Source organism: Bdellovibrio sp. HCB290, from assembly GCF_047305925.1.
In the GTDB taxonomy this organism is placed as follows: domain Bacteria; phylum Bdellovibrionota; class Bdellovibrionia; order Bdellovibrionales; family Bdellovibrionaceae; genus Bdellovibrio.
The window spans coordinates 1,956,769-1,974,206 of the sequence record NZ_CP178620.1; the positions used below are offsets into that span (position 1 = coordinate 1,956,769).

The 17,438-nt window shown below is 44.6% G+C and carries 19 protein-coding genes; 12 read left to right on the forward strand and 7 right to left on the reverse strand.

Annotation, left to right across the window (positions count from 1 at the left end):
* The first annotated feature begins 81 nt into the window (after nucleotides 1-81).
* The 7 genes from ACLVWU_RS09705 to ACLVWU_RS09735 all read left to right on the forward strand — a co-directional run bounded on the left by ACLVWU_RS09705 (nucleotide 82) and on the right by ACLVWU_RS09735 (nucleotide 7,231).
* Nucleotides 82-300, forward strand: a complete 219-nt coding sequence (locus ACLVWU_RS09705; protein WP_413574490.1) for a hypothetical protein — start codon at nucleotides 82-84, stop codon at nucleotides 298-300.
* Nucleotides 301-471: 171 nt separating this feature from the next.
* The gene (locus ACLVWU_RS09710; protein ID WP_413574491.1) at nucleotides 472-2,196 is read left to right on the forward strand and encodes a hypothetical protein; all 1,725 of its coding nucleotides are present in this window, start codon (nucleotides 472-474) and stop codon (nucleotides 2,194-2,196) included.
* Nucleotides 2,193-3,371 carry a C1 family peptidase gene (locus ACLVWU_RS09715; RefSeq protein WP_413574492.1) on the forward strand — a complete coding sequence of 393 codons (1,179 nt, stop codon included), beginning with the start codon at nucleotides 2,193-2,195 and terminating at the stop codon, nucleotides 3,369-3,371. Before ACLVWU_RS09710 ends, ACLVWU_RS09715 begins: the two co-directional genes overlap by 4 nt.
* Before the next feature lie 119 nt (nucleotides 3,372-3,490).
* Nucleotides 3,491-4,237 (forward strand): SDR family NAD(P)-dependent oxidoreductase, encoded by a 747-nt coding sequence (locus ACLVWU_RS09720; RefSeq protein WP_413574493.1) that lies wholly within the window; start codon nucleotides 3,491-3,493, stop codon nucleotides 4,235-4,237.
* Nucleotides 4,234-4,623: a 6-carboxytetrahydropterin synthase gene (locus tag ACLVWU_RS09725; protein WP_413574494.1), complete on the forward strand. Its 390-nt coding sequence runs from the start codon at nucleotides 4,234-4,236 to the stop codon at nucleotides 4,621-4,623. Before ACLVWU_RS09720 ends, ACLVWU_RS09725 begins: the two co-directional genes overlap by 4 nt.
* Nucleotides 4,620-5,360, forward strand: a complete 741-nt coding sequence (locus tag ACLVWU_RS09730) for a pseudouridine synthase (protein WP_413574495.1) — start codon at nucleotides 4,620-4,622, stop codon at nucleotides 5,358-5,360. The genes ACLVWU_RS09725 and ACLVWU_RS09730 overlap by 4 nt, the downstream gene beginning before the upstream one ends.
* Nucleotides 5,361-5,494: 134 nt before the next feature.
* Nucleotides 5,495-7,231: a hypothetical protein gene (locus ACLVWU_RS09735; protein WP_413574496.1), complete on the forward strand. Its 1,737-nt coding sequence runs from the start codon at nucleotides 5,495-5,497 to the stop codon at nucleotides 7,229-7,231.
* Here the strand turns inward: ACLVWU_RS09735 and ACLVWU_RS09740 are convergent.
* The 3 genes from ACLVWU_RS09740 to ACLVWU_RS09750 form a co-directional block, all read right to left on the reverse strand.
* The gene (locus ACLVWU_RS09740) at nucleotides 7,225-8,043 is read right to left on the reverse strand and encodes a transporter substrate-binding domain-containing protein (protein WP_413574497.1); all 819 of its coding nucleotides are present in this window, start codon (nucleotides 8,041-8,043) and stop codon (nucleotides 7,225-7,227) included. The two genes, ACLVWU_RS09735 and ACLVWU_RS09740, sit on opposite strands and share 7 nt — an antisense overlap.
* Nucleotides 8,044-8,059: 16 nt before the next feature.
* Nucleotides 8,060-8,767, reverse strand: coding sequence for a hypothetical protein (locus tag ACLVWU_RS09745; protein ID WP_413574498.1), 708 nt, complete (start codon nucleotides 8,765-8,767; stop codon nucleotides 8,060-8,062).
* Nucleotides 8,768-8,997: 230 nt separating this feature from the next.
* Entirely contained in the window at nucleotides 8,998-9,795 is a 798-nt protein-coding gene (locus ACLVWU_RS09750) for a DUF455 family protein (RefSeq protein WP_413574499.1), read from the reverse strand.
* Nucleotides 9,796-9,860: 65 nt separating this feature from the next.
* Here ACLVWU_RS09750 and ACLVWU_RS09755 point away from each other — a divergent pair, with 65 nt between their 5' ends.
* Both ACLVWU_RS09755 and ACLVWU_RS09760 read left to right on the forward strand, forming a co-directional pair.
* Complete coding sequence (locus ACLVWU_RS09755) at nucleotides 9,861-10,565, forward strand: YebC/PmpR family DNA-binding transcriptional regulator (RefSeq protein WP_413574500.1); 705 nt, start codon at nucleotides 9,861-9,863, stop codon at nucleotides 10,563-10,565.
* A 123-nt stretch (nucleotides 10,566-10,688) separates the two neighbouring features.
* A complete protein-coding gene (locus ACLVWU_RS09760) occupies nucleotides 10,689-10,958 on the forward strand; it encodes a hypothetical protein (protein WP_413574501.1) in 270 nt (89 codons plus the stop codon).
* 848 nt (nucleotides 10,959-11,806) lie between these two features.
* On the opposite strand, the gene ACLVWU_RS09765 is transcribed toward ACLVWU_RS09760, so the two are convergent.
* Complete coding sequence (locus tag ACLVWU_RS09765; protein WP_413574502.1) at nucleotides 11,807-12,139, reverse strand: hypothetical protein; 333 nt, start codon at nucleotides 12,137-12,139, stop codon at nucleotides 11,807-11,809.
* A gap of 204 nt (nucleotides 12,140-12,343) precedes the next feature.
* Between ACLVWU_RS09765 and ACLVWU_RS09770 the strand changes: the two genes are divergently transcribed.
* From ACLVWU_RS09770 to ACLVWU_RS09780, 3 genes are read left to right on the forward strand one after another with little or no spacing between them, the layout of a single operon-like run.
* Nucleotides 12,344-13,201 (forward strand): TIGR02147 family protein, encoded by an 858-nt coding sequence (locus tag ACLVWU_RS09770; protein WP_413574503.1) that lies wholly within the window; start codon nucleotides 12,344-12,346, stop codon nucleotides 13,199-13,201.
* Between the two features lie 28 nt (nucleotides 13,202-13,229).
* The gene (locus ACLVWU_RS09775; protein ID WP_413574504.1) at nucleotides 13,230-13,526 is read left to right on the forward strand and encodes a hypothetical protein; all 297 of its coding nucleotides are present in this window, start codon (nucleotides 13,230-13,232) and stop codon (nucleotides 13,524-13,526) included.
* A 28-nt stretch (nucleotides 13,527-13,554) separates the two neighbouring features.
* Nucleotides 13,555-14,568, forward strand: coding sequence for a hypothetical protein (locus ACLVWU_RS09780; RefSeq protein ID WP_413574505.1), 1,014 nt, complete (start codon nucleotides 13,555-13,557; stop codon nucleotides 14,566-14,568).
* A gap of 702 nt (nucleotides 14,569-15,270) precedes the next feature.
* On the opposite strand, the gene ACLVWU_RS09785 is transcribed toward ACLVWU_RS09780, so the two are convergent.
* Genes ACLVWU_RS09785 through ACLVWU_RS09795 form a run of 3 tightly spaced genes read right to left on the reverse strand, consistent with a single transcriptional unit; the run spans nucleotide 15,271 to nucleotide 17,322 of the window.
* Nucleotides 15,271-15,705, reverse strand: coding sequence for a SufE family protein (locus ACLVWU_RS09785; protein ID WP_413574506.1), 435 nt, complete (start codon nucleotides 15,703-15,705; stop codon nucleotides 15,271-15,273).
* 1 nt (nucleotide 15,706) lies between these two features.
* Nucleotides 15,707-16,519: a hypothetical protein gene (locus ACLVWU_RS09790; protein WP_413574507.1), complete on the reverse strand. Its 813-nt coding sequence runs from the start codon at nucleotides 16,517-16,519 to the stop codon at nucleotides 15,707-15,709.
* Nucleotides 16,519-17,322 (reverse strand): phosphatase domain-containing protein, encoded by an 804-nt coding sequence (locus ACLVWU_RS09795; RefSeq protein ID WP_413574508.1) that lies wholly within the window; start codon nucleotides 17,320-17,322, stop codon nucleotides 16,519-16,521. The genes ACLVWU_RS09790 and ACLVWU_RS09795 overlap by 1 nt, the downstream gene beginning before the upstream one ends.
* Between the last annotated feature and the right edge of the window lie 116 nt (nucleotides 17,323-17,438).

Below are 17,438 nucleotides of genomic sequence, written 5' to 3' on the forward strand. Positions count from 1 at the left end.
CAAGTCGGTTAGACCAACGCCGATAAGATCTATGTCTTAAGACATTTAACCAGCTTAAGATTTACAACTGGAGGTCACAAGATGGCTGACAAAAAATTCGAAAAGCAAATCCCAAATAACGTAGTATCCCTTGAATCTGTAAAATGCTGTGGCGAAGGCTGCAAAAAGAAAGCTGAAAAAGCCAGCTTCTGCGCAGAACACTTCACTTGGTTCAAAGAGGGTTTGCTGACTAAGGAAGGCGCAAGAGCGGCTGACTTCGATAAGAAGTTCTACCACTTCACAGCGCGCAAAGCCGGTTAATTTACGCTCCAATTTTGGAGTGTGTATTCGATCGACCGTCGTTACTATTTCAAAATCCAATCCGTTAGAAGCCGGGAATCCCATCCCGGCTTTTTTTATTCCCGAATCTGCGAGCACGCCGTCTCACCCTGAGACAACTCTGTGGCCCCCGCCTTGCTCCCTTAAAACAGCATGAAATGGAAGTTCGGCGTAAATCATTTAACGACGGCCCTTGGGTTGTTCCTATGTCTAACATATGGACAAAGCTCTGCCGTAAATGCGCAACCACTAAGTTGCAATACCGTCTTCACATCTGAAGCCTCCGCAGAATCCAAAGCCGGTGCTCAGTTTCTTTTAAGCAGAAAAACCCCTGACCACACCGCTCCAGAAGTAACTCGTGCTGCAAAGGCTTACAAACAACTAACGGGCAAGACTTTAGCGAAACCTATAGAGAAGATTCAAGCATGGCTTGAGCGCTACAACACCTGGCTTAACAAGACTCAAACAGATTCTCGATCTAAAGAGCTTTTGATTGCGACCTTGTATAAAGAGTTCGTAATTCCAAAAGCTGAAATTCCGGAAGCCTACTACGAACTTCAAGTTCGTATCTATAGTGAAACAGGCCGTGGCGAATTGAAACTAACCCACAAAAACAAAGAATACCTGGCAGAAGTCGTCGTTGCAGACCAAAAATCTTCATTGAAAACTTGGATTGATACTCTTTTGCTTTCTCCGGAATTCAGTCACTACCCAATGTGGTCTAAAATATGGGCATTCCAAGGCATGACAAAACTAGGTAAATATGATTTTGAATCGGGAGAATTTTCCACCAGAACGAAAGGTCAAACCGCACCATTCCCAACTGTCGACAAAGTTGCATTACAAAACACTCTGGATGCCATGATTGCAAAGGTGGAGAATCGTTCTTTGGATCAAATCACCGATCCGAAAGTTCTGATGCTATTAGAGAGTTCAAATTTTGGAAAAATCTTTGGTCGCTCCGTGTTCACCGAAATCAATCGTAAACTTGAAACGTTAAGCATCGATGGAAAATGGATCAAGTATGATCGTGGTTCTGATCCGAAGCCACTAGTTGATTCGCTGGTGTGTAAAAATACGGGTTGGTGCACAGCCCAACCCGCAACCGCCGCCAATCAACTAAAAGACGGAGACTTTTACGTATACTACAGTATGAACGAACAGGGAAAAGCCACAGAGCCGCGCATCGCAATTCGCATGGATGGTGATCGCATTGGTGAGGTTCGCGGAATCGCCAAAGATCAAAACCTGGATGATAAAATCATTAAAACAGACATTCTTGACAACAAATTAAAAGAATTTGGTGCCGAGGGTGAGCTTTATAAAAAACGCAACTCCCACATGAAATTGTTAAGTCTGGTAGAGCAAAAACACCTTAAAGATCTGCCACTGACAACAGAGGAAATTAATTTCCTTTACGAGATAAACGAAACCATTCTGGGATTCGGTCACAAGAAAGATCCGCGAATCGAAGCCATTCGCATTACCAGAAATGTAAAACAAGACCTTTCAACTGCTTTAAAAGTCCGTGAAGATCAAATTTCCACAAGCATCACCGAACTACGCCGCGAGGGCATTCTGGTTCACTGGGGTGATGTTAATTTGAGCAAAATGTCTTCTGTACCTGGCGGTTTAAAGCTTCCAAAAGAGGTTTATGGCGACATTGAGCTTTCATTATCGTGGGCTCACGATCTCCGTCTGCCTGAAATCATGAGAGGCAATCTTACAATGAATAAGTTGCGCTCGCCAAAGGGGCTTGTTCTTCCCAGAACGATAACGGGCGACATTTCTCTTTTGAAATTACAAACGACTGAAAACGTAAAACTTCCGGAATACATGATTGGCAATTTGATTCTTCCTGAAGGGATGAGCAAATGAGAATACTAGCACTCACCGCCCTATTTCTGATTCACTTTGGCAGCGCCCAATTTGCAGCGGCTGCCGGGCCACCTCTATGTTCGACTATCTTCTCAGGTGCACCATGGGGAACCTTGCGCCCCGATTTCAAACACAACACGGGATATACCAAGGAAATTCCTCAATCTACAGCAATCAAGAACCAGTGCAACCTGGGAACTTGTCATATGCATTCGTGGCTGGCTTCCATAGAGAAAAGTTACGCGCAACGTACCGGCGACGTTATCACCCTTTCTAATCACTACGAAAGCGCACAACAACTTTTGAATCGCTCCCTTGCCCAGCTTAAATTCAAAGATCTCAAGGTAAAGATCGAACTGGGAGCGAGTCCGCTTATTTCCCGGGACAGCATTTTGGAATATGGTGTAATACCTGAAGGTGTTTGGAGCCCAAAAACCGAATTTTATAAAAATCCTACAGCTCAGAAGATTCAGGAGTATCTTGAGAATATCGTGGCACGAAGCAAATGGCTGGCGGAAAAGGCAACAACTCCTGCAGAAAGAATCCATCATTTGGAAACGGGTGCGCAACAGATTAAAGATCTCTTAAATGACGTCATTGGAGATCTACCGACACAGTTTGAGTACCAAGGTCGATCCTGGACGCCTCAGGAATTTGCAAAAACATATTTTTCATTTTTTGAAGGTCCGCAAACTATGATGTTGGTACAGCGTATTCGTAATAAACCAACATCAGAATCCATCGAAGGAATAGACACCAAAATTAACACCGACATTGACACCGTCGAGACAAAAACCGCATCTCTTATTGACCAGGGAAGTATGGTTTATCTTTCGTATGAGCATCATGCGGAGTACGTCGATAAGTCTTCAGGGATTATGTCTATTCGTGCGTTTTATACACCATCATATGCGAAACCTTTAAATCGCGAAGCCCGGGATGCCTTTAAGAAAAACGATGGTGGACACGCCGTACAGATCATCGGTTATGAACGAAATCCCGAAACCGGGCAAATTATCAAATGGAAGATTAAAAATAGCTGGGGCACCGGATCCGGCGATGAGGGTTACTATCACATGTACAATGATTACTTCCGGGCTTTTACCAAAGGTGTGACTTTTACCACGGAAAATCTAAGACCGATTCCTTTAAAAATGCCCGTAAAAAGCCAATAGGATCGCGGTCCCAAAGATAAAGTATTTAATGCCGATAGAAGCAGCTTCGCGCAATGACATGACTTCCTATCGGCCAGGTCTTTTGATAGCATAAGTCTTACTTTGAGACAGGGGTCCCCATGAAAAAAGCAGTCGTTATCACAGGAGCTTCCAGCGGTATTGGCGCGGCCACAGCCATTCAGTTCGGCAAAAACGGCTATTTCGTCTATCTGATGGGTCGTAATAAGGACCGCCTGGCAGAGGTCGCTGTCCAATGTCGTAGCGGCGCCTCTTTGATGAGCTGCGACCTGACAGACCTCCCCGCTCTTAACAAACGCATTGGCGAGATCATTGCGACCAATATTCATCGCGTGGAAGTTCTGGTGAACAACGCTGGCATTTTCGATGTGCACTCCACCGAGCAAGGTACTGATGAATTATGGCAAAAAGAATTCGATGTAAACCTAATGAGTGCTGTGCGACTGACCCGCGCTTTTTTTCCGTACTTTAAACAGCATGGTGGTGGTTCCATCGTTAACGTTTCTTCTTCGTTGGGGCTAAAGCCCACAGCTGAAACTTCAGCCTATTCAGCCATGAAGGCAGCCATGATCAACTACACCCAAAGCAACGCCTTAGAAGGCGGAAAATTCAACATTCGCGCTAACTGCGTGGCTCCCGGTATCGTGGACACCCCGATTCACTCCTTCCATGCTTTGGAAGAATCAAAAAGAGAAGCAGCCCTGGCGCAAATGAATCCGATGCAGCCTTTGGGACGAATTGGTACTGCAGAGGAAATTGCCAAGGCGATTTACTTCCTGGGAAGCCCTGAATCCAGTTGGACCACAGGTTCTATTTTAACAATTGATGGCGGCATCACAATCTCATGATATTAGCTTTGAAAAGCGGCTTTGCCGCAGCTCACCTTTATCACCAGCCCTTATGGAGTTCTGAGGAAAATCTTAAGAACTTCGGCCGCTGCTTTACCGAGCACGGGCACGGTCATAACTACACTCTTGAGGTGGGATTTCATCTGGAAGAGGACGAGCTAGAAGTTAAGCTTACAGAATATAAGCAGCTGCTAAAAAAGCTCACTTCTGTTTTGGACCATGAACACTTGAATTTTGTGATCCCCGAGTTTAAAACCACCATTCCCACGACCGAGAATATCGCCCTGTATTTTCTGGATAAATTGAAAGAGCATTTGCCAGAATCACAGATCGCCCATATTCGACTGTATGAAACCAGTGACCTTTGGACGGAGATCCAGCCATGAGTGAAGAAAAAGAAAAAGTTCGTCTAAGTAAACTGATGGCTGAAAGAGGCATTTGCTCCCGTCGCGAAGCTGATGACTATATTTCCCGCGGACTGGTGATGGTTAATGGTGAAAAGATTGATCAACTCGGCACCAAAGTGGATCCCAATGTGAAGATCACCCTGGAAGCCGAGGCCCTGAAGCAACAAAAGCGCCTGGCTACAATTCTATTGAACAAACCCATTGGTTACGTTTCGTCACAACCGGAACCACAATACATTCCGGCGATTCGCCTGATCACTCAGGAAAACCAGTTTGGTGAATCCAAACAAAGATTGAAGCCAGAGCACCTGAAAGGTATTGCCGTTGCGGGACGCCTTGATATCGACTCCCAAGGACTATTGCTGTTCACACAGGATGGTCGTATAGCGAAGAAGATCATCAACGAAGAAACCAAGCTTGAAAAAGAATATATCGTGCGTGTTCAAGGACAGCTGCCTGATGATAAGCTAAAACTTCTTCGTCACGGTTTGGTTTTGGATGGTAAGGAATTAAAACCAGCCATCGTGGAATGGATCAACGACGACCAGCTTCGCTTCATTCTAAAAGAAGGCAAGAAACGCCAAATCCGTCGTATGTGCGAGGCCGTGGGCCTTAAGGTCACAGGGCTAAAACGCGTGCGTATCGGGAATATCCGCCTGGGCAAACTGCCAGAGGGAAAATGGCGCTTTTTGGAAGACGACGAGAGCCTTGATTAGCACCTCAAAGGGGTGCCTTTCTTGGGCATCTTAGACAGTTAAGATTCCGTCAAATCCACCTTGTTCCAGCACATTCCAGCACCCTCCTTGCATCTGTAGGATACGGAAAACAGATTGTAAGCGGGACTATAAAAATGAGCCGTTTTTTCATAAAAGCCATAAGTATTTACATTGCCCTGGTGCTTGCCGCCCTCAGCCCTGCTTTGGCTAAAACCTTCTGTAGCATGACCTTAAACTCCAGTGACGAGATCGCAACCTTTGCCGCTGCATTAACCAAACAAGGCTTTAACTTTGTAGAGCTTGTCCCTGACAACAAGGATCCACGCTGGTTTCAGCGAGCCTGCAAAAGCGGAATTCAGTGTGACGTACTTTTAGTCTCAGGTCACTTTGGCGGTTTATTCTTTGGCGAAGCAACTTCACAAACAATTGATATCGCGCAAATGGAAAAAGCCAGTTGCGACAACTCCTGCCCTGGAATTTTGAAAAACCCCAAAGAAGTCTTTTTGATGGGTTGCAATACACTGGCATCACAAAAACGCGACCACCGCACCATTGATCAATATTTAAATGTTCTATTAAACGATGGCATCCCTTTGGACTTTGCCGAGCAAGTGGTTGCCTCCCGCTATGCCCAGCAGGGATTCAGTCTGGAAAAGCGCTTTGCCGCTATTTTTCCAGATACAGCTAAATTGTATGGATTTTACAGCACAGGCCCCTTGGGAAAACATGCCGCCCCAATCCTGAACCGCTACTTAAAAAGTGTCGGCGATTACAATGCACATCTTGATAGTTTAAACGCAGCACCAAACTCTAAGATTGCAATGGCATTCAAAGGCCAGTCATTCCGCGAAACCACGCCGTGGAAAATTCTACCGACAGAAGAGCGCGGTCTTTACTGTGCCCTTCGTTCCAGCGACAAGTCCGTTCAAAGCAGGGCGGTCGTACAAATAGCCCAGGAAAACAAGGTCACCACCTATTTCGACTCTCTGGCAAGCCAACTGACCTTCGGTGACACCACGGCTGGACAGATTGATACCACCAGCAAAGACATCATCAAAAAATCCCTGGCGAAGATTCGCAATAACAACAGTGACCTTGTGACAATCCAGCACGATGTCTTGCAGGTCTCTTCAAGCTTGGGACTAATAGATCCCTTAAGTCGCGACATGCACGTGCGCATGCTTTTGGATCAGGCTTACAGCCAAACTTTAAACTATGCCAAGATTCGCCAGATCTGCGGGATTATTCGCGACGAACCGGGATTTCAAAACATGACCTTTACGCGTCTGCGTGACCTGACCAAACGCTCCCCGTATTTTATGCTGACACTGGGGTGTTACTCGGAACTTAACGATGATACACGCACATTCCTGTTCACAAAGATCGCCTCGCCCGATGCTGAGTTTGAAAGAACCATCGCCTTGCAGGTGATGAAGCCGCATTGGAAAACGGAGGACATGGACTTTTTGGAAATGGTTCTGAAAACCGCAGATCCAATCCTTCGCGCCCGTCTTTACATAAGCGGTCGCGCAGTTCTGAATCAATACAAATACTCGTTGCTGGTCACACCTGGATTACCATCCTGTATTCTGAAAGCGGAAACCAATCCCCAGTACTCCTTGGGTGACGAGTGGAGCTGTTTGACCAACCACAAAGCACAGCTATCCCCGGATGTTTGTGACTATTTCGCGAGCCGCAATCCCGATCCTGAAAATGCGGATGATATGAGATGGTACTGCTGGAGCGACAACAAGCAACGACTGCTGAACTCCCGCCCTGAATGCTTCCTCCTTGCAGAAACATTCAAAATTCGTGGCAACCAAATGAAAAACATCTGGAACTGTTCGAATCGGGACATCTACGGCTATTGATTTTCCGGTTGATAGTATTTCAAATCAACCGGATTCACATACTTTTTCGCAACTAATGCAAGAGTTCCATCCTGACGAATCTCTTTGATGATTTTTTTAATACTTGCTCTTTCTTGTTCTGACAGTCTTTTCCTGGACAAATAAAAACCAGAAATAATAGCTTCGCCATCGCCGTCCGGAATTGATACAAAATTCTCCATTCTATTTTCACGGGTCAGGAAATAATATGTAAATGCAGGAGAACTGAAGGTGGCCTGAATGCGACCATCCAAAAGAGCTTTGAACACCAAGGCCGGCCCCGGAAAATCACGCAACCGATGTTTTAAACGAAGATCCGTCTGCTCCGATTCCTTGATAAACAATCGCCCTTCGATCACATTTCCAAAAAGCACGTTTGGATTATTTAGAATCGTTTCGATTGTGCTATTCTTATCTGCCACTTTCTTACTAATCACCAGGCTTCTAGGAATTCGATACATTTCCACGAACTCAGAGGTTTTTTCAAATTTTTCGTCCGGTGTCCCCAAAGCGTAAATATCGGTTTTATTGCGAGCCATGTTCTCTCGTGCAGCCAGATACGAATTCACTTGCTCAGTTGACTTGCAACCCAATCGACGGATGATCTCCAACAAAAGTTCGTAAGCCGTCCCGTTTTTTTTATTATCCTTATCTACGAAGAATCCAGGAGCATCATCCTGAAAGGAAATTACATACCGCTTTTCACAGGTATTTTTTTGCACAATGGAATCTTGTGCTGTAGCCATACTGTGAGAGAAAAATACAATCGAAGCACTCAACAAAAATGTTAACATAGTCTCATGTTAAACATTATTTGCCGGTTGTCAAAACCTCCGAACCTTTGCCAGTACCACCGTTGGGATCACGCCCTATCTGCAATGTGGTGTATTTACGCAGGAGTCTGTCAACAACACCTTCTTTTTTCATTTGAGTCAGCACATTAACCATGCTCTTCATTTCTAAAGCATTAAGGCGTCTTTTTGAAAGAAAAAAACCCCAAGTCATTTTCTGACCTTCATTATCTTCAGCGAAATGTAATTGACGAAATTCCCGCTGTTCATTTAAGTAGTGCGCAAAAATAATGTCTCCTGCAATAATAGCGTCGATGCGACCCTCAAGCAGTGCCCGTATTAAATCTTCGGTATTTGCAAAACTTCGCAAGCGATTTTGAGCTTCCAACAGGCTTCTCTCCTTGTCTGTAAAGTAAAAATTTCCAGCAATCAGCGCCCCGAAAATTACTTTTGGGTCTTTAAGATAATGTTTAAAGTCATTGATTCCGGAAGTAACCTTGTTTTTTCTGATCGCCATTTTACGCCGGGCAGACCATAGATCGACAAATACGCTGTTACTCAAGTTCAGTTTACTAGACAAGGGACCAATTACATCAATTTGGTACCTAGAAAATGCAGCCAGTACACCTGGAACACTCCCCACAAATTCAGTCTGATGACAACCGAGACGGCTTAAGATTTCCTGATATAACTCATAACCTAATCCCATCTTTTTTCCGGATTTCATAAAAAATACTGGCGGAGTGTTGATAAGTCCCACGACATAGTGCCGCTCGCAACGGGTTGCTGCCTGGGATTCGGATAGAAAAATTAGCGCCAGGAGCCCGATGGCTCCCCAAAGTAAAATCCGCCTCATCCACTCATGGTAACAGTGAGGGGTTGAATGTCATTGTTTCAATCCACACAGGGATTATTACCGCTCCAAAACCGCCTACTATAAGTGGCGCGCGACAATCGCTATCTCTGTGCAGAGGCAGCCAGTGGATTGATAAAATCCAGACGAAGATTTTCGTAATACTGAATTTCCTCATCGGTGAACCCAGCCTTACCGCGAAGAACGCGATTGATCGGCTCGACACGTTTCGGAAGGCGATGACGAAGGTCATCCATACGCTTTGGGAAATCCACAGTGTGATCGATTTTATTTTGTCTGCAGATTTCACGATACCAGCGCGAACCAAAATCCACGTGACCTATTTCTTCAAAATTGATTTGCTTTACGATCTTTTGAATCGACTCTTTACCTGAAGTTCCTTCCAGGCGACGAATCAACGTATCCCCGGCATCAAGCCCGCTGCCTTCAAGATAGCGATGCACAATCAAAATACGGTCCAAAAGCGTGTCTTCGGGTGCAACCGCATACCAAAGAGCCGCATGCACCGGCCAGTCTCCCCACTTAAATCCCAGGGCTTCAATGCCCTCCAGGCACATGCGCAGATGCTGAGCTTCAGAAACTGTTACCGCAACAAGCTCTTCTTTAAAACCCTCGGGTGCATCTGGGTACTCAGACAGGGTTCTTACCCCAAGCTCCATAGCCTGAAGTTCGATACTGGCCAAATCGTGCAACATGCGGGCTTGGCCTTCGATCGTGGAAAATCCCTTTTTGGGTGGGTGGTATTTTGGATGCAGCAAGTCAATATCACGATTTGGATCCTTTGGAGCCAAATAAGGGGTCTTTAGCTTAAAGGCCTCCTCACAAGACTGCTCAATCTGATTAATTTTGGTCCAAACGTCGGCGATATCAAAGGTCAACATAGGAAGCGTTTTACATGCAGCTCCCTCGCTTGCCAAATACTTCGTGATTTGGTGAAATTCCTCTCATGGGAAAATCATGGAAAACCGCAGGTAAAGTAGAGAAAGCCCAACAAAAGGGTCAAATATTCACAAAACTAGCGCGCGAGATTCAAGTCGCAGCTAAAGTTGGAGGCCCTGATCCGGCTGCCAATGCACGTCTTCGCTTGGCAATCGATGCTGCTAAAAAAGTATCCTGCCCGAATGATACAATTGATCGTGCGATCAAAAAAGGCGCAGGCCTTTTGGACGATGGCAAAATCATCGAAGAGTTGATGTACGAGGGTTACGGTCCTCATGGTGTTGGTGTGATCGTTGAATGCCAAACAGACAACAAACACAGAACAGCTCCAGACATGCGCCACGCTTTCAAATCTCACGAAGGCAATATGGGCGAGACTGGCTCCGTCGCGTGGATGTTCGAACACGTGGGTCTTTTGGAAGGCGTTAAAGCTGGAACTTTCGATCCAGATGAAGAAGCGATCGAAGCTGGCGCTAACGAAGTTGGTCCTGGCGAAGACGAAGGTTCTTATGAGTTCTACACAGGCGCAACTGAGCTTGATGCCGTTCGCGATGCATTAATCAAACGCGGTTGGAAAATCACTAAGTCTGAACTGTCTTACAAAGCAAAAAACATCACGGAACTAAACGACGCTCAAAGAAAAGACGTCGAAGAATTCCTAAACTACCTAGACGACATGGACGACACTCACCGAGTTCACGCCACTGTTTAAGACGCAAAAGGTACGGACACACTTTTGGTAGCAATGGTGTGTCATGGTTAAGGTACGGACTTACTTGATTCATTTCAAAAAAAGGCAATCCGATGTGGATTGCCTTTTTATTTAGGGAAAATTATGAAAATCACAATCGCCACTACTCTTCTGCTTACCTCAATCTTAGCCAATGCAAATCCTTCTGGCTATGGCGGCGGAGCGGGCCATGGTGGTAAAACAGGTCCTTGCCAAAAAATTAAAGCAGCCTGCGAAGCTGCAGGTTTCGTTGGTGGCGATCCCAAAGCCAAAAAGAAACTTTGGAAGGACTGCGTAGATCCTTTGATCGAGGGAAAATCCGTTAAAGGTGTTTCGGTAAGCGCGGCAGATGTCGAAGCCTGTAAAATGAAATAAGTCTGACTATTCTCACAGATGCACTAACAATGCGATGCCGCACCCGTATCGGGTGTGGAGATGAAGATTCTGCAAGAATTGAATCATCTCCTAACCTTTTCCAGCGATCGATTTTATTTTACAGTCAACAATCCCAAATATTTGTGAACAGATAACACATCAAAAACGAGCGGTTTTAAGCAGAAATCGAAGCGCATTAACTATTTCTCAATTAGAACCCTCAACGATCGAAATAGCCGTGCAATTCCATGTCTTGAGGATTCTGGAATACACCTCGTTACAACTCTTGTATCCAAATGCTTTACACTTGTTAATGCTTTCACGAAGAGAAGCATTAAGAGATTGTTGGCAGGACGACTCTCCATTTTGCATCTGCGAACTAAATCTGGTCGGAACTATTGATTCCCTGTTGTTTTCGTAAATGAAACGCAAAGGTGTTCCAAGTCCTATCGGCTGACAAAAATGCTCCATTTCCTTTACTCCGGAAAAACGGCAGCCTCCTGGAAGAACTTCTTGGGTCAGAGTAAACTGAGATTCTGAAATAATTTTGAGTTGAAGGCGGTAATTATAACCTGGCGGTTCGTCATCATGTGTCTTTTCCGAGTAGCAGGTTGAACCATTGCAAAGCAGTGCCATTTCGTACTTCAAAGAGCATTGCAGCCCTGTCGTGGGATTATTAATAGCCTCGGCAAAAACGTACTCTGCCGTGGCTTTCTTGATTCGAAAGCCGCACGTCATCTCAGGATTTGGATTTCCATAATTTTGACCTACGGATATTGCGAAAGCTGTCGAGTTAAGAATTGTCAGCATTGAGATCAAGTGTACTAGTTTCATGAGCTGAGTCCCTGTTATTCACATTTTGCTTTTTTGATAGCGGACACAGCGCCATCGGCAGCATTTAACACGATCACTTGCTGGCACGTTTGGCCCGGCTGATAACGTCTAACAGAAACTTTATAAAGGTCGTGTTCGAGATAAGTGATGCTTGCGATTTGATATTGTGCCTCTATTCCGTATTGGACCAAGGATAAAACATCTTCGTTAACATACAATGCGCGGATTCTGGTAATAGCAATCGCCTCTGGCTGTATTCCAGGAATCATCTTTATTTGGGCCGCAATGCTTTGAACAGATGCCATCGTAAGGACCATTGCAACGGCCAGTTTCGTCAAATTCTTCATGTAAATCTCCCTATTAGATTTGGTATAGTTGTTGTGGGGCTTTATATCCAGGTGTCTTCTGCAGATGCAATTTCTTGGCGATGCGTCTTTTCACATTCCGTCTTCCAAACCGGAAGACGGTAGTATTTACAGTGACTTGCAGAAACCATGTACAGACACCCTTTAGCCATGTTGTATTCCGGCGATCCCCTAAAGGAAGACAGCATGAAGACAAGTTCGGCCAAGCCATCTATATTTTCATACATCGATTACCGCCAGTTTCTACAGGCTTGGTACGACTATAATAAAACGAATATTCGTGGTTTTTCCTATGGCACTTGGACTTTGCAATGTGGCTTTAAAAGTCGCAGCTTCATTCAGCTAGTGATGGTAGGAAAACGCAACTTAGGCATCGACTCGATTCCGCACATGCTTAAGTCTTTAAAACTCAACGCTACAGAATCCGAGTATTTCGAACACCTGGTTCATTATGCACATACTACTACCTTTCAGAACAAAGATTTCCATTTCCAAAAGATTTTAAAGCTCAATAAGATGCAAACAGGGACTCAAGTCCGAGATGTCTATAAGTATCTTTCGAACCCCATAACTCCCCGAGTACAAGTTCTTCTGAATATGAAGAGCCTGACATGCACAACGAAATATATCGCTCATACATTTTCGATATCCGAAGCAGAAGCTCAAGATATCTTAAATAACATTCAGTCCTGCGGCCTTGCTGCGTATCAGGAAAAGGATCAATGCTGGAGATCTACTGAAGACACATTGAGAATACCAGATGAACTTGGAAATATAGCAATACAAACCTTCCACAACCGAAGCTTGGTAAAAGCTCAAGAAGCTATTGCTCTACCCCCACAATCAAGAAAATTTGAATCGTTTTTTACGACTCTTCGAGAAGAAGAATATCTGGATTTTCAACAAGACGTGGATCAATTTATTAATTTCCTGTCGAGTAAGTACACATCAAAAGACATAACGGGAGCCAAGGTCTACCAGGTGAACTTAAGTGCAATCCCCGCAAGTCGCACTTTAACAGATATTCAGTCCAGAGTGGAATAGTCTTAAAAATGGCTAAGGAGAACAGAGAATGAAAATAGTAATGGTATTTTTAAGCACACTCTTAGTGGTGTCTCAGACACTTGCACTAGGCCTTGATAGGATTAAAACAATCGAACAAGGGTTCAAGAAAGAAAACGTTAGAACCATCATCAAAAAACCGAATGCAAGTTCCACGGCTGCTTGTGTAGGTGAATATCAAATTGACCTCCAAACGAAAATTACTAAATTTGACCGTGTCACGAAAGAAACTAAAGAAACCTGGCAGACCATTAAAACTTTAAATATTTCCAATGATGGTAATACTTGGGAAAAATGCGACGAATAGATATCAAGCGCAAAGTGGAGATTTATACATGAAATGGTTTTTAAGCTTAACCGTTCTGCTGTTACTTGGTTCCCTGCAAGTATTTGCAACGACAGTTCGTATTGGCAATGGCGGAGATACAAATAGCGGCTCAGAGGTTTCTTTTATCCAACTTTCAAAAGTGATAGATGACTATAAAAGAGACATCCCTCTTCTTATTTCCTCATGGACAAATCTTAAATTCGGCGCTCCCTTATCGCAAAATGAACTGGCTGATCTTTTAACTGTGGTGCAAAAAGTACCTGTACAAGTACTTTTGCAAAAACCCTGCTTTGATGGAACGACAGATAAAGATGCCGTGGCATTTCAAAATCCTCCACAGATTTGCATCAGCACATTTCAACTTCAGAATAAACTGACGACAGCGAACTACAAAAATCAAATTGTCTCGCTATTGGTCCATGAGTTCTCTCATTTAATTGGTTTTGATGAAAATCGTGCCGTTCAATTACAGCAGTTCACTTTGCAGTACATAGGCACTTATGGCTATCCAGAGGTGTTCTCTCGTGGTGATGTCGATGATTTTACGTTACTTGATCCTTATTCCATTTTTGAAGGGTTATGGACCAATAAGAATCGCCTGGCAGCGGAAGTAAAAATATATAGCAACGCCCTAAAAGTAAAAATGCAGGCCTATGCTGATTACTCCCGCGGTCCCTATCCAGCACTTCCTGCCGATAAGAATTATACAGGCGATATCATGGTTCGTTTAAATTATCTAAGCTTAGTCAGTAAGGCTTACTGGCAAAGGTTTCCAAGTGCTGAAACTCAAGAACAGCTAGAGGTTTTTTTCAAGGGCTATCAAGGTATTGATATTTCTTATTTCAACAACTCAGAACTCAACACTGCTCCACTCATTCTGAATAGTGGTAAAAATGGCCTTACTGCCATTGACAGAAAGACCTCTGAATCCGTGTTCAAAGCAATAATCCTTGAGATTGATTCCTTAAAACAAGCGATGGAAGTACAACTATGGACTACGTTAAAGCAGAATGGAACTTAGGTACCAAAAGTGTCTCTTCAGCTCTGTGACCTAACAACTTTCCACCGCGCTGCCGCATCCGAATCGGATGTAGATATGAATATCCTGCAAGAAAAAGTTCATCTCCTACTTCTTTCAGCGACTCATTTTATTGGGCAGTCAACAATCCCAAATATTTGTGAACAGTTAATACATTAATAATGAGGAGTTTTGACATAACCGATAGGCAAGCGATACCGTCTTAAATATGAAAATCTATCTTCGAGTGCTAGCCATTTTTTATTTCATTGGAAGCCTTCTGCATATGGCGGATCTATTAGACCTACGCTTGAAGTATAGCGAAATGAATAACACTTGGAAGATTTGGATTATTTATCTGGCTATTTTTGATTTGCTTGCATCAATGGGATTGTGGCGACAGCAAGTTTGGGGGAAAATCCTTTTTTTAATAGTCTCCATATCACAACTCATTGCCTATATCGGCTTCCCAGATGTCTTCTTCAACCAAACCCAGCTCATTGTTTTTCATGTCATAACAATAGGGATATTCGGCATCCTGACACTCACTTCAAGGACACCTCGCTCGACACCCCAACGATCCTAAGGCGCTCGCCATCTATTAACGCGCGCTTCGCATCCCGGCGTACCCTAAGCTCCGCTGCAACCTATGATTCTATGACACACTATTGCTACCAAAAGTGTGTCCGTACCTTTCGGCGCGACCTATCGGGTTTTCAACATGTAATCGAAGGCGGTTGCGTAGAGTTTGATTTGTTTTAGCATTGAGTGCAGGCCGTTGGCGCGGCTTGGGGATAGGTTTCCTTCGAAGCCTAAGGCGCGCAGGAACTCTGGGGGAGTCATTAGAACTTCAGACGGCGTTGAGCCGGAGTAAACTTTCAGTAGCAATGCTACCAGACCTTTTACGATCAATGCATCACTGTCGCCGACTAAAAGCATTTTACCATCTTCAGTTATTGAAGCATGAAGCCACACTTGGGACTGACAGCCCTTGACGATGTTTTGTTCGGTTTTAAGAGCTTCCGGCATTTCCGGAAGGGCTTTGCCCATTTCGATGATTTTCTTATAGCGGTCTTCCCAATCAGTGAATGCGGAAAAGTCAGAGATGATTTTTTGTTGGCGTTCTTGGATTGTAGACATCTTAAATCACTTTCAACGTGGGCAGGATCTCGAACAGGGTTTCTTCTAAAGATTGACCTTGTTCCCCGATCATTTCGTGAAAGGCTTTTTTATCCAAGTTTGACACGATCTCAAAGCATTTTTTGTAAAAACCTTCCTGATCCTCGTGGTAACCATTCCAAAGCTCTTTGTGCTTCTTTTCGTCCATACTCCAGGACTTCTTTTCGGCCGCGGTGCCGTCGGTGCGGTTGTGATAATCCAACAACGCCATAGTTTGACGAGGCGAAAAATCCAACATCACCAAGGCCTCTTCTAAAAGAGCCAACTCGACATACCATAGGTAATTATTCAGGTGATCCCAGAACTCGATACCACGATCGCCGTAAGAGCTTTTACAGAAGAATGTCGTACAAACCACGCCGCGGTTTCTCCACACGTTGCAGTTTTGTTTTTCTTTGTTGTAGTACGGACACAACCAATCTTCACGCTGACCGAAATCACCCTCTTCGCGGCTATTGAAGGCCACCTGGAATTTTACTGGAGCCACCATACCGATGGGTAAAGCGTACTCACGATTGGCCATTTTAGCGCGGAAAATACGATGGGCTTCCGTCGCATTGGGATCGCTGAACAATGCCCCGACCATGAAGTTTGGAATGAAAGGATGGAAGGTGCAGCACTTCAAATCCTCGCGATAGTGGATTTTGCCTTTTTCGCGAGGTCTGGACATAGCACAGGTGTCGCAAGTCGCCTTCGTCTCCTGCGGTTCAAATTGCAGAATTTCACGCGGGAGGAGGTTTTGATAAATTTGCGGCAGCTGGTATTTTAAAATCATTAATTATTGCAGCGTTTTTCGATCTTCGCTTTAAGATCCAAGAGCGAAGGGTAAACAGAAATCTCCTGATCCCAGAACCAGAGAAAATCCCGGCATTCCACAAAGTACGGGAAAGCCATCACACCACGCTTAGGTTTCCCCTTTTCTGCCACAATTCGTGGTACCAAGTAATCAACTAAAGAACGAACTGAAGAATTTTTCAAAAATCCCCGTCTTTGCAGATCCAAAGCGACCTCAACAGGAGTGACGAAGAACTGCTGGCCCAGGTAAAGCGAAGTTCCCTCACCACCGAACTTGGGGGTGTTATAGGCGTCACGGATGTACTGATGAAAACGAATCCCCGGATACATCATCGTCATCGTGTTATAGACCTTAGGATCCGCCTCCCCGTTATCCCCCAGCATAATGACGTCTGAAGGCTTGGTGCGATCGATGATCTCTTCTATGACCTTGTATTTGTGATTATCCTTCGAATGAACCGTGCGCGGGAAATAGACTCCCGCAGGGAAGCGGCCTCTTTTTAAGGACTCTTTGTGAGTTTTTGCCATCAGCCATTCCGGGGCGCGAGTCACATAGAACACGCTTGCATCAGCATCTTTTGCGATCACCTGAAGAAGCTCGCTCATGCCGATAAACAGACTGTCTTTATCGAAGGCATACTTTGCAGAATCCATTAAATCCTGAACGTACTGAGGACGAACTGTATCGTCGATATCACTGATCACGATGGTTTGAGCGTAAGAGGCAAGACTGCCAGATACCAATAGTAGAACTGCAAGAAACCGCACTACAAAGCTTTTCATAAGCTTATACTCCCTGTCTAATCCGTTAACATGGGTTGCACCATTCACGTCACCCGTCTCGATATTGAACAGGGTTCGAAGGCGCTTCAATTTGAGACCGATTAGATCAGGAATTT